Origin of the sequence: Streptomyces sp. NPDC057877 (genome assembly GCF_042796855.1) — a bacterium.
Taxonomy (GTDB): Bacteria; Actinomycetota; Actinomycetes; order Streptomycetales; family Streptomycetaceae; genus Streptomyces.
In genome coordinates, this window is sequence record NZ_JBHVMS010000005.1 from 456,821 (window position 1) to 468,580 (window position 11,760).

Here is an 11,760-nt window from a genome sequence, read left to right on the forward strand (position 1 = left end):
CTCCCCGCGCGGGGAGCCCACAGCCGTTCCTCACTCCGCGGTGGGGATGCCGGTCTCGTCGGGCTCGGGGCCCGGGTCGGGATGGCCGCGCAGCCGGATGATGGCCAGCACCAGACCGCCCCACACGATGAGAATCGCGATGATCATCATTGCGATGGCGCCTCCGGACATCAGCTCTCCTCCCTCCCGCGCCGGTGCTTGCGTTCATGGGCCGCCTGCTCCTCGGCGGTCTCCATGTCCAGGTCGATCAGTCCGCCCGTGGCCGCCCGCCAGGGGATCAGGGAGAGCAGGATGCCGACGACCAGCGCGCCGATCGCCACGCTCCAGCCCGCGCCCAGCAGGAAGCCGGTGGAGTAGCCCTCGTAGTTCTCGTCGAACTCGTCGCGGAGGCTGTCGACCATCATCCAGCCCAGCACGATCGGGGTGATGACGCCGAGGCAGATCCGCCACCAGTGGCCGAGCAGGATGGCCGAGGTGGCGTCGGCGTCGCGCTGCAGCTCGGGCAGTTTGCGCATCACCCAGGCCACCCAGATGACGCCGACGAGTCCGGCGAGCGCGATGCCGTACTGGTTGATGAAGTGGTCGGAGGCGTCGAGCAGATAGACGCCCTCGTCGGTCGGGAACAGCAGGATCGACACCACGGCCACGGCGCCGCCGACGCCGAGGACGGCGGGGAGGCGGTGCATGCCGGTGCGGTCCTGCACGGCGGAGACCACCACCTGCACGATGGAGATCAGCGAGGACAGTCCGGCGATCACCAGCGACACGAAGAACAGGACGCCGAACGCGCCGCCCAGCCACATCTCGGAGATGACGGTCGGGAAGGCCACGAAGGCCAGTCCGAGCCCCGCGGTCGCCACCTCGCTGACCGGCACGCCGTTCGCCTGCGCCATGAAGCCGAGCGCCGAGAAGACGCCGATGCCCGCGAGGATCTCGAAGGAGCTGTTGGCGAACCCGGCGACCATCGCGGAGCCGGTGAGGTCGGCGCGGCGCCGCAGGTAGGAGGCGTAGGTGACCATGATGCCGAAGCCGATCGACAGCGAGAAGAAGATCTGCCCGTAGGCGGCCACCCAGACGCTGCCGTTGGTGAGTTCGGACCAGTCGGGGCTGAAGAACGCGTCCAGGCCCCTGGCGGCGCCGTCCAGGGTCAGGGCTCGGATCACCAGGGCGCCGAAGAAGACCAGCAGCAGCGGGATGAAGATCTTGTTGGCCTTCTCGATGCCGCGCCGGATGCCGAACGCCAGGATGACCAGCACCACCACCCATACGGCGATCAGCGGCCACAGCACCCCGGGGACGTAGCCGGAGACGAAGCCGGGCTTCTCGGCGGCGCCGAGGAAGTCGCCGAAGAGGAAGCCCTCCGGGTCGTCGCCCCAGGCCTCGTCGACGGAGAAGCCGACGTAGCGGATGGCCCACGCGATGATGACCGCGTAGTAGGTGGCGATCACGAAGGAGATCGCCACCTGCCACCAGCCGAGCACCTCGGCCGGGCGGGACATCTGCCGCAGCGCGGCCGGGGGTGAGGTCCGGTATCTTCGGCCGATCGCGTATTCCATGATCAGCAAGGGGATGCCCGCGGTGAGCAGGGCGATCAGGTACGGCAGCAGGAACGCGCCGCCGCCGTTCTCGTAGGCGACGGCCGGGAAGCGCCAGATGTTGCCCAGACCGACGGCGGAGCCGATCGCCGCCAGCAGGAATCCCGTACGGGTCGACCATTGTTCGCGGGGCTGTTTCGCCATGTGTCTGTCCTAGGTCAGGGACGTCCCGAGTGAACCGCTGAACCTGTGAAACGTGAACTGCCACGACGTTAACAGCGGTTCGCGGATCACCCCAGGGTGTGTGCGCCCAGGCAGGTGACGGGCGGGCACAATGGCGGTCATGCGTGCCGCCCGGCTGATCAAGATGGTGCTGCTGCTCCAGTCCCGCCCCGCCATGACCGCGGCCGAGCTGGCGCGCGAGCTGGAGGTGTCCGAGCGGACGGTCACCCGGGACGCGCAGGCCCTGTCGGAGGCGGGCGTCCCGGTCTACGCCGACCGGGGGCGGACCGGCGGCTACCGGCTGATCGGCGGCTACCGCACCCGGCTCACGGGGCTGCACCGCAGCGAGGCCGAGGCGCTGTTCCTGTCCGGGGTGCCGGGGGCGCTGCGGGAGATGGGCTTGGAGGACGCGGCGTCGGCGGCCCGTCTGAAGGTGTCGGCGGCCCTGCTCCCCTCCCTGCGGGACGCCTCCCGCACGGCGGCCCAGCGGTTCCACCTCGACGCCCCGAACTGGTTCCGCGAGCCGAGGACGCCCGAACTCCTCCCGGACGTCGCCGAGGCGGTGTGGGACGACCGCCCCGTCACCGCCCGCTACCGGCGCGGCGAGCACGAGGTCTCCCGGGAGCTGGAGCCGTACGGCCTGGTCCTGAAGGCGGGCGTCTGGTACCTGTGCGCCCGGGTCGCGGGCCGCGCCTCCTACCGCGTCTACCGCATCGACCGCTTCACCGCCGTCCGCCCCGGCACCGACCGCTTCGACCGCGACCCCGACTTCGACCTGCCCGCGTTCTGGGCGGAGCGCGCCGAGCAGTTCGCGCGCTCGCTCCTGCGGGCGGAGGTCGTCGTACGCCTGTCCCCCGCCGGTGCGCGGCGACTGCCCCACGTCATCGACTCCCTCTCCGCCCGCGAGGCCCTGTCCACCGCTGACGCCCCGGACGCCGACGGCTGGGTCACGGTGACCGTCCCGGTGGAGTCCGAGGAGGTCGCCCACGCTCAGTTCACCTCGCTGGGACCGGAGGTGGAGGTGCTGGCGCCCGAGCCGCTGCGGGCGCGGTTCAGGCAGGACGCGGAGAGGCTGGCGGGGCTGTACGCGGGGTGAGCGGGGCTGTACGCGGGGTGAGCGGGGCCGTACGCGGGTGAGCGGGGCCGTACGCGGGTGAGCGGGGCCGTACGCGGGTGAGCGGGGCCGTACGGCGGGGTGAGACGGCTGATAACGATCCGCCGTACTCCACGTGCGCGGCCCCCGTGCAGGGATGATGCTGGACGCGTGATGGACGAGATGGAGTTCTGGGAGCTGGTGGACACCAGTCGTGCGGACGCGGAGGGTGATCCGGAGGAGCAGGCCGATCTGCTGGTGGAGCGGTTGACGCTGCTGGATCCCGAGTCGGTGCTCGACTTCGCCCGTCACTTCGAGGCCCGGTACAACCGCGCCTACCGCTGGGACCTGTGGGGCGCGGCGTGGGTCCTGCTCGACGGGGCCAGCGACGACGCCTTCGACTTCTTCCGGTGCTGGCTGATCGGGCAGGGCCGGGAGGTCTTCGAGGGCGCCCTGCACGACCCGGACTCCCTCGCCGGTCTGCTGGACGACTTCGACGAGGAGATCGACGGCGACGGCGAGGAGCTGGGCTACGCCGCGGACGAGGCCTACGAGCAGCTCACCGGTACCGTCGCGCCCGACCTGGGCATTCCGCCCGCCACCACGGAACCCGAGGGCACGCCGGTCGACTTCGAGGACGAGCGGGCGCTGGCCGAGCGGTATCCGCGGCTGTGGGACCGCTTCAAGGAGTGAGCTTCGGCGGTTGACGCAGCGGGGCCGCGTTCGCCTGGGCCAGCGCCGAGGCCGTCGCGGTCGGCGGGCCCAGGACGATCGTCGCTATCGCGCAGACCACCTTCCAGGCGCTGCTCATGATCCCCACCTCCGGGTGTCGGGTGTCCCCGACGGTAGGGAGCGGGTCTGGGCGGAGCCTGCGCGTCGGCTGTCCCCGGCCTGTGGGCCGCCGGTACGGCCCTGGAGGCGGGCCGCCCGCTCGCGGATCTCCGGCAGCCGGGCGGCGAGGGCGGCGCCGGGGCAACTGGTCATGTAGCCGTCGCTGTGCCCGGCGAGGGCGGGCAGGGTGGCCCGGGTGCCCGCGGTGTACCGGCTGCCGCTGTTGCTGGACACCAGCCGGACCCGGCTGCGCGGGTCGGTGCCCGACAGCCCCAGTTTCCAGGCGGCGACCGCGGCGATCGCGTCGGTCATCACACGCGGCACGTCCGCGCCCGCCGTGAAGGTGCCGAGGGCGGCGATGCCCGCGGTGCGGTGGTTGAAGCCCTGGGTGTGGGCGCCGGTGACGGCGCGCTCGACGCCGCCCGCGCGGCCCTCGTAGATGGTGCCGCAGCGGTCGACGAGGAAGTTGTAGCCGATGTCGTCCCAGTCCCGGGCACCGGTCTGCCCGGCGTACAGATCGCGGATGATGCGGGGCGCGTCCGCGCAGTCGTAGCCGTTGGGCGAGTCGGTGTGGTGGACGAAGACGCCGACCACCTTGTCGTCGTAGCGCGGGGGCGGCTGTCCGCGGCTGCCGCCCGCCGCCACCCAGACCGAGCGGGGCAGGATGTGCGGCCGGGGCGCGCTGTGCGGGGCGGCGCGCACCTCGCGCCGCCCGGCCGCCGCGGAGACCGCGCTCTCGACGCCGTTCGCGCACAGCGCGAGCGCGGCCACGGCGGCGAGCCCCGGCAGACAGCCGAGGACCACCCGGGCCGGGCGGGGTATGCGGACCGGGCCGCGGTGCGGCGGCGGACGCCGGTGCGCCGCGCGCCGTCGGCCGCCCCGCGCCCGGCGGAGCCGCTGCGCCGCCCGGAGCTGCCCCGTTCTTCGCAAGACACGCATGATCCCACTGTCGGGGTGATCCTCCGTGCCCGCGATGTGTGCTGTGCCACCTGGTGGAACCATCGTCCCGGTCCGCGGCGTTTTCCGGAGTACACACGCTGATCGGTGGCTGATCACTGGAGCCCTGCCGCGCGTATGAAGGCGTGGAGGGTTCCGAGAGAAGGGCGGCTCCGTGGACCTGCTGGACATCCTGTTGCTGCTGGTGGCCCTGGCGTACGCCGGGTCCGGGTACCGGCGCGGGCTGGTGGCGGGCTGTGTCTCGCTCGCCGGTTTCGTGGGCGGCGCGGTCATAGGCGTGTGGCTGCTGCCCTGGGTGATGGATCTGGTGGCCTCCGACGGCGGCACCGCGGCGACGGTGACGGCCGTGTTCACGGTGCTGGTCCCGGCGGTGCTGGTGCACGAGCTGGCGGGGCGACTCGCGCTGCGGCTGCGGCGCGAGCTGGAGCGGGGGCCGCTGCGGGTGGCGGACGGCGTCGGCGGAGCGCTGGCCGGTTCGGTCGCGGTGCTGATCGTGGCGTGGGTGGCGGCGAGCGTCCTGGCGGCCTCCTCGTCACCGCTGCTGACCTCCGCGATCCGGGACTCCAGGGTGCTGGGCACGGTCCAGGACGCGATGCCGGACACCACCCCGGCGTGGTTCTCGCGCGCCACGTCCGCGCTCACCGAGGCGGGCTTCCCGCAGGTCTTCAACCCCTTCGAGAACGAGTCGACGGCCGAGGTGGCCCGCCCCTCCGGCGACAGCGTCACCGCCGCCGCGACCGAGGCCGCCCGCACCAGCACGGTCAAGGTGGAGGGCGTCTCCGGCACCCAGGGCCGCGAGGGCAGCGGGTTCGTGTACGCGGCGGAGCGGGTGATGACCAACGCCCATGTGGTGGCGGGCATCGACGAGCCGACCGTCCGGGTCGGCGGGGTGGGACGGGCGTACGACGCGCGCGTGGTGCTCTTCGACCCGGACAAGGACGTGGCCGTGCTGTACGTGCCCGGGCTGAACGCCCCGGCGGTGTCCTTCGTCGAGGACGCGGCGCGCGGTGACGCGGCGGTGGTCGCGGGGTATCCGCAGGACGGCGGGCTCGACCTCCAGGCGGCGACGGTGGCGAACCGGGTGCGGGCCAACGGCCAGAACATCTACAGCGACGACACCGTCACCCGCGAGATCTACTCCATCCGCTCCACGGTGCGCCCGGGCAACTCCGGCGGCCCGCTGCTGACCACCGGCGGCGAGGTGTACGGCGTCGTGTTCGCCCGGTCCACCTCGGACGCCGAGACGGGCTATGTGCTGACGGCCGCGGAGGTCGCCCCCGAGGCGGAACGCGCGGCGCGGGCGACGGCGGCGGTGGACACCGGCGCGCTGGTCACGTCCTGAGCACCTCCGTGGGTCACACCAGTGACCTGCCCATCAGCACATCGTCGACGTACTTCCCGGCCAGCCGGAACTCCTCCGGCTGGACGCCCTCCACGACGAACCCCTCGGACTCGTACAGGGCGCGCGCGGGGACGTTGTGCCCGAGCACCCGCAGGCTGATCCGGCGGGCGCCCAGGCGACGGGCCTCCGCCACGGCGGCCCGCACCAGCGCCCGCCCGACGCCCCGGCCGCGCGCCTGGCGGGCCACGGCGAGGCCGCGTATCTGGCGGACGTGCGCGTTGCTGGCCAGCTCGGTCGGGAAGCCGAGCCGGACATAGCCGACGACCTGTCCCGCCCGTTCGGCCACGAAGTGGTCGAACGGGCGCACCCGGTCGGTGAAGAAGGGGTCCTCGGGCCGCGGCCGGGGCGTGACCGCGTGCAGATGCGACCAGGTCACGAGGTCGAGCCGGGCCAGCGCCTCCTCGTCCTCGGGCACGGCACGGCGGATGCGAAGCTCGGGCTGCGGCATGCCGGTCAGCCTACGTCCGCCGATCGCCCGTCTCACCGGGGCTCTCGGGGGGTGGCGACGGCATGATGGGGGCGTGGAGTCTTCCAGGATCGCGGTGACCGGTGCGTCCGGTCTCATCGGCAGTGCCCTCGTACGGTCGCTGGCCGCCGACGGCCACGAGGTGGTGCGCCTGGTGCGCCGGGCGCCCCGGTCCCCGGACGAGGTCCGCTGGGACCCGGAGCGGGGCCACGTCGACCCGGCGGCGCTCGCGGGCTGTGCCGCGGTGGTGAACCTCGCCGGTGCCGGGATCGGCGACCACCGCTGGACCGCGGAGTACAAGAAGCGGCTGCGGGACGGCCGGGTCAACGGCACCCGGGCCCTCGCCGAGGCGCTGGCCGCCCTCGACGACGGGCGCCCGCGCGTGCTGCTCAACGGCAGCGCGATCGGCTACTACGGCGACACCGGTGACCGCGCGGTCGACGAGGACGCGCCCGCCGGGGAGGGCTTCCTGCCCTCGCTGTGCGTGGCGTGGGAGGGGGCCGCGGCGCCCGCGCGGGAGGCGGGCGTGCGGACGGTGTTCGCGCGGACCGGTCTGGTGGTGGCCCGGGAGGGCGGCGCGTGGGGCCGGTTGTTCCCGCTGTTCCGGGCCGGGCTGGGCGGGCGGCTGGGCGACGGGCGGCAGTACTGGTCGTTCATCGCGCTGCACGACGAGGTGGCCGCGCTCCGGCACCTGCTGGACCGCGACGACCTGTCCGGGCCGTTCAACCTGACCGCCCCGCGGCCCCTGACGAACCGTGAGATCACCGCGGCGATGGGGCGGGTGCTGCGCCGCCCGACGCCGTTCGCGGTGCCCGCGCCGGTACTGCGGGCCGTGCTCGGGGAGCTGGCCTCGGATGTGCTGGGCAGTCAGCGGGTGCTGCCCGCGCGGCTGTCGGAGTCGGGGTTCGCCTTCGCCTTCCCCGGGATCGAGGACGCCGTCCGGGCCGCGAGCTGACCACTGTCGGGAAGCCGACAGACGCATGTGACCGTATGCGACCGTCGTGCGACCGTGCCCTGTCGATGCGCGACTGTTCAGGACCGATCACCGCCCTAACCTCGAGCCGAACTCGGGTATCCCCGGAGTCCGTTGGGGGCATGACGTCTCCAGCGGCCGCCCAACCTCGAGGAGGGGCACGTGCTTGAGCCCGCGTTTCAGGCGGATGTCGTCGTCGTGGGAGCCGGGGTCGCCGGACTCTCCGCGGCCCATCGGCTGACCCGTGCAGGAGTGAGGACCGCCGTCCTGGAGGCCGCTCCCTGGGTCGGCGGCCGGATGTCGACCGAGAAGGTCGACGGCTTCCGGCTCGACCGGATCGGACAGCTGCTCTCCACGTCGTATCCGGAACTCCGGCTGACCCCGGGGCTCGGCGCCCTGTCGCTGCGCGCCTTCGCCCCGGGGGTCCTGCTGCACAGCGACGGCCGACTGCGGCATACCGGCACCCCGGCGGGCGGCGGTAGCGCGCGGGGCGCACTCCAGGCGGTGCGCGCCCTTGCGAGCGCCCCCCGGGCGGTGCCCGCGCCCCGGAGCCGCTCGGGGGCCTCCAGGGACCGTACGGGCCCCTCCTGGAGCCGAGCGGGCACGCCCCTCGGTGGCCCCCTCGACCAGGCCCGTCTCGGCGCCGCGCTCGCCCGGATCGCCGCCACGCCCGTCGAGCGGCTGCTGTCCCGCCCGGAGCTGCCCGCCAGGCAGGCCCTCGCGGCCCGTGGTCTCCCGGCCCGCACGATCGACGGCTTCGTCCGCCCGCTGCTCGCCGCCCTGCTGTGCGACCCGGAGCTGACCACGTCCAGCCGGTGCGCGGACCTCGCGCTGCGGGCGTTCGCGAGCGGGCGGCTGTGTGTGCCGGAGGGCGGCGCCGACGTGCTGCCGGAGCTGCTGGCGGGGGCGCTGCCCCCGGGCGCCGTGCACACCGGGGTGCGGGTCACCTCGGTGTCCACGACCTCCGTCACCACCGCCGACCACGGCGAGTTCCGCTGCCGGGCCGTGCTGCTGGCCACCGACGCGCGGGCCGCCGCCGAGCTGCTGCCGGGCCTGCGCGTGCCCGACTTCCACCCGGTGACGGTGGTCCACCACACCATGGCCGAGCCGCCCGCGACCGGCGCCGCCCTGCTGCTGGACGCCGACCGCCGCGGCCCGGTCGCGCACACCGCCGTGATCAGCGCCGTCGACCCGTCCCGGGCCCCCGCGGGCCGCGCCCTGGTCGCCTCCACGGTGCTGGGCCCGCCCCCGCCGGGTGTGGACACCGCCGTACGCACCCATCTGTCCCGCCTCTACGGCACCTCCACCGCCCCCTGGGAAACGCTCGCCGTGCACCACACCGCCGAGGCCGTCCCGGCGATGCGGCCACCGCACGACCTCCGGCGGCCGGTACGGCTCATGGCGGGCCTGTACGTGTGCGGCGACCACCGGGACACCAGCACCGTCCAGGGCGCCCTGCACTCCGGCTACCGGGCCTCGGCGGCGATCCTGGCGGACCTGGGCGCGGCCGGTTCGATGCACCAGGCGGACCCGGCGCCGACGGCGCGCGAGACCCCGGCCGCGGCCTGACCCCCACGGCGCGCGAGACCCCGGCCGCGGCCTGACCCCGACGGGGCACGCGGCGTCAGCCCAATGCCGCCGCCACCCGGTCCCGGTACCCCCGCACCGGGGCGGCGTCCTTGTACGGCTCCAGCCTCCGCTCGAAGTCCCTGACGTACTCCACCGCCCGCACCGACCGCATCTCCGCCGCCTGCCCGGCGGCCTCGGCGGCCAGCTGGCAGGCCTGGTCCAGCTCGCCGAGGCCGAGCCGGGCGGTGGCCAGCACGATCCGGCAGAACAGACGGCTGCGCGCATAGGACGGGGCGCGCAGCTGCAACGAGCGCTCCGCGTGCTGCGCTGCCGCGCGGAACTGCTGGAGGTCCCGGTGGCAGTGCCCGAACTCGTCGGCGAGCTGCGCCTCGTCGAAGAACCGCGCCCAGTGCGGCACCTCGTCGCCGGACCGCGCGCCCTCCAGCGCACGCTCGGCGCGCACCAGGGAGGCCGTGCACGCCCGCACCTCGCCGAGCACCCCGTGGCCGCGCGCCTCGGCGGAGTGCAGCAGCGCCTGCACCACCGGCGGCGCGGAGGCGCCGATGCCCTGCTGGGCCACCCGCGCGAGCTGCACGGCCTCCCGCCCGTGCCCGAGGTAGACGGCCTGCCTGCTCATGGTGACCAGCACGTACGAGCCGTAGGCCCGGTCCCCGGCCGCCTGCGACAGCCGCAGCGCCTGCACGAAGTAGCGCTGCGCGAGCCCGTGCGCGGCGATGTCGTACGACGTCCAGCCCGCGAGCCGGGTGAGGTCGGCGGCGGCCGCGAACAGGCGGCGGCCGGTCTGCTCGCCGTAGCTGCCGCGCAGCATCGGCTCGCACTCGTGCTCCAGATAGCGCACCAGGGCCTGCCGGGCGTGGCCGCCGCCGTAGGCGTCGTCGAGGGTGCGGAACAGCTCGCCCACCGAGCGCAGCGCGGCGATGTCGCCGCCGGTGACCCGCTGGCCGGGGCCGCGGTCGGCCTGGCTGCCGCGCTGCCGGGGCACCGGGGGCAGCCCGGGCACCGTGACCGTCGGCTTGCCCACGCGGGGCTGCGCGGGCACGCGCGGGGCGGGCTCGCCACGGGCGACCTTCTCGTCCGGCCGACCGATCAGCCAGTCACGGCTGGGGACGACGAGACCGGCGGCGGTGAAGGCGATCTTGCGCAGCTCGGCATGGCTGCCGGAGTCCTTGCGCCACAGACCGCTGACGATGTCGATGGCCTCCTCGGGGGTGGCGGCGAACTCCAGCCCCGCGTAGACGGGGGCGCAGGCGTCGAGCCCGAGGTCCTGGGCGGTCAGACGGCGCCCCAGGCGCCGGGTGAACACCTCGGCGATGAGCGCGGGTGTGGTGCCGCGTGGCTGCTGTCCGCGCAGCCAGCGGGTGACGGATGTCTTGTCGTATCTGAGATCGAGGCCGTGTTCGAGGCCGAGCTGGTCCACGCGACGGGCGAGACCTGCGTTGGAGAACCCCGCTTCTGCGATGAGCGCGGCGAGCTGGCGGTTGGGGGTGCGCTGCGCGGGTCGTTCCGTCATCTGCGGTGCGGTCTCCTGCCTTCCAGGCGCTGAAGTGCCCGGATTGCCTGTGAGCAGCCCTTATGGCCTCGTGAACGGCGCGAATGTAGCGGAGAGTAAGCGGCTGATCGCACACTTCGACGTTCATTCATCCGATCGTGTGAGGATTGCCCGCAGAGCTGACGCCCGAGAGGGAGTCGTACAGTGGCGTAGGCGCGTTTCATGCCTTACGACCTAGGGAGGCGCTTGCCGTGAGTGAATTGCGGTTCGTCCGCATGGGGTTCGGCGCGGATGCCGTCGAGTACCGGGAGGCGTGGGACGAGCAGCGCCGGGTGCACGCGGCCCGGTTCGCCGACGAGATCCCCGACACCGTGCTGCTCCTCGAACATCCCCCGGTCTACACCGCGGGCCGCCGCACGGCGGACAACGAGCGCCCCCTCGACGGCACCCCGGTCGTCGACGTGGACCGCGGCGGCAAGATCACCTGGCACGGCCCCGGCCAGCTGGTGGGCTACCCGATCCAGAAGCTGCCCCGCCCGGTCGACGTCGTCGCCCACGTCCGGCGCCTGGAGGAGGCCCTGATCCGCACCTGCGCGGAGTTCGGCCTGGAGACCACCCGGGTCGAGGGCCGCAGCGGCGTCTGGGTCCTCGGCGACCCGGTGGAGACCCGCCCCGCGCTCGGCGGCCTCTCCCTCGACTTCGACCCCCGCCTGCACGACGACGAGTTCGACCCCCGCCTCAACGGCCCCGAGTACGCCCCCTCCAACGCGGGCCAGCGCCGCGAGGACCGCAAGATCGCCGCGATCGGCATCCGGGTCGCCAAGGGCGTGACGATGCACGGCTTCGCCCTCAACGTGAACCCCGACAACGTCTGGTTCGACCGCATCATCCCCTGCGGCATCCGCGACGCGGGCGTCACGTCCCTCGCGGGCGAACTGGCCCGCGACATCACGGTGGCCGACGTCACGCCGGTCGTCGAACGCCACCTGCGCGACGTCCTGGAGCACGCGGACCTGAAGCCGCGCGACATCGAGAGGACACCGGCGACCGCCAGCCCGTCCGGCGCGTGAGGACGAGGCCGTCCAGGCCGAAAGCGGAGGCCTGGGGGGCGGTAGCCCCCAGCAAGGCCAGCACCGACGCAGGCCGACAAATCAACGGGCGTACCCTGAAGAACGCCGAAGAATCAATCGCTAGGGAGCCGG

Annotated in this window: 12 protein-coding genes; 6 read left to right on the forward strand and 6 right to left on the reverse strand. The window is 73.8% G+C overall.

What is annotated here, in order from left to right; translation table 11 throughout:
* Positions 1-30: 30 nt before the first annotated feature.
* The gene (locus ACFVQG_RS17105) at positions 31-171 is read right to left on the reverse strand and encodes a methionine/alanine import family NSS transporter small subunit (RefSeq protein WP_383382947.1); all 141 of its coding nucleotides are present in this window, start codon (positions 169-171) and stop codon (positions 31-33) included.
* Positions 171-1,739 carry a sodium-dependent transporter gene (locus tag ACFVQG_RS17110; protein ID WP_383382949.1) on the reverse strand — a complete coding sequence of 523 codons (1,569 nt, stop codon included), beginning with the start codon at positions 1,737-1,739 and terminating at the stop codon, positions 171-173. Before ACFVQG_RS17110 ends, ACFVQG_RS17105 begins: the two co-directional genes overlap by 1 nt.
* Positions 1,740-1,878: 139 nt before the next feature.
* Here ACFVQG_RS17110 and ACFVQG_RS17115 point away from each other — a divergent pair, with 139 nt between their 5' ends.
* Positions 1,879-2,853, forward strand: a complete 975-nt coding sequence (locus ACFVQG_RS17115) for a helix-turn-helix transcriptional regulator (RefSeq protein WP_383382952.1) — start codon at positions 1,879-1,881, stop codon at positions 2,851-2,853.
* A 171-nt stretch (positions 2,854-3,024) separates the two neighbouring features.
* Positions 3,025-3,543, forward strand: coding sequence for a DUF4240 domain-containing protein (locus ACFVQG_RS17120; RefSeq protein WP_383383839.1), 519 nt, complete (start codon positions 3,025-3,027; stop codon positions 3,541-3,543).
* Here ACFVQG_RS17120 and ACFVQG_RS17125 read toward each other — a convergent pair.
* Together ACFVQG_RS17125 and ACFVQG_RS17130 are read right to left on the reverse strand one after the other, a co-directional pair.
* On the reverse strand, positions 3,533-3,661 hold the full coding sequence (locus ACFVQG_RS17125) for a hypothetical protein (RefSeq protein ID WP_383382955.1): 129 nt from the start codon (positions 3,659-3,661) through the stop codon (positions 3,533-3,535). The two genes, ACFVQG_RS17120 and ACFVQG_RS17125, sit on opposite strands and share 11 nt — an antisense overlap.
* Positions 3,658-4,620 (reverse strand): peptidoglycan recognition protein, encoded by a 963-nt coding sequence (locus tag ACFVQG_RS17130; RefSeq protein WP_383382957.1) that lies wholly within the window; start codon positions 4,618-4,620, stop codon positions 3,658-3,660. The genes ACFVQG_RS17125 and ACFVQG_RS17130 overlap by 4 nt, the downstream gene beginning before the upstream one ends.
* 172 nt (positions 4,621-4,792) lie before the next feature.
* On the opposite strand from ACFVQG_RS17130, the gene ACFVQG_RS17135 reads away from it, so the two are divergent.
* Positions 4,793-5,980, forward strand: a complete 1,188-nt coding sequence (locus ACFVQG_RS17135; RefSeq protein ID WP_383382960.1) for a MarP family serine protease — start codon at positions 4,793-4,795, stop codon at positions 5,978-5,980.
* A 13-nt stretch (positions 5,981-5,993) separates the two neighbouring features.
* Here the strand turns inward: ACFVQG_RS17135 and ACFVQG_RS17140 are convergent, their stop codons facing one another.
* Positions 5,994-6,488 (reverse strand): GNAT family N-acetyltransferase, encoded by a 495-nt coding sequence (locus ACFVQG_RS17140; protein WP_383382963.1) that lies wholly within the window; start codon positions 6,486-6,488, stop codon positions 5,994-5,996.
* Positions 6,489-6,561: 73 nt separating this feature from the next.
* Between ACFVQG_RS17140 and ACFVQG_RS17145 the strand changes: the two genes are divergently transcribed.
* Together ACFVQG_RS17145 and ACFVQG_RS17150 are read left to right on the forward strand one after the other, a co-directional pair.
* Positions 6,562-7,461: a TIGR01777 family oxidoreductase gene (locus ACFVQG_RS17145; RefSeq protein ID WP_383382966.1), complete on the forward strand. Its 900-nt coding sequence runs from the start codon at positions 6,562-6,564 to the stop codon at positions 7,459-7,461.
* Positions 7,462-7,641: 180 nt separating this feature from the next.
* Positions 7,642-9,048 (forward strand): NAD(P)/FAD-dependent oxidoreductase, encoded by a 1,407-nt coding sequence (locus tag ACFVQG_RS17150; RefSeq protein ID WP_383382969.1) that lies wholly within the window; start codon positions 7,642-7,644, stop codon positions 9,046-9,048.
* A gap of 55 nt (positions 9,049-9,103) precedes the next feature.
* On the opposite strand, the gene ACFVQG_RS17155 is transcribed toward ACFVQG_RS17150, so the two are convergent.
* The gene (locus tag ACFVQG_RS17155) at positions 9,104-10,579 is read right to left on the reverse strand and encodes a regulator (protein WP_383382972.1); all 1,476 of its coding nucleotides are present in this window, start codon (positions 10,577-10,579) and stop codon (positions 9,104-9,106) included.
* A 230-nt stretch (positions 10,580-10,809) separates the two neighbouring features.
* Here ACFVQG_RS17155 and lipB point away from each other — a divergent pair, with 230 nt between their 5' ends.
* The gene (gene lipB / locus ACFVQG_RS17160; RefSeq protein ID WP_383382974.1) at positions 10,810-11,628 is read left to right on the forward strand and encodes a lipoyl(octanoyl) transferase LipB; all 819 of its coding nucleotides are present in this window, start codon (positions 10,810-10,812) and stop codon (positions 11,626-11,628) included.
* Positions 11,629-11,760: the final 132 nt, after the last annotated feature.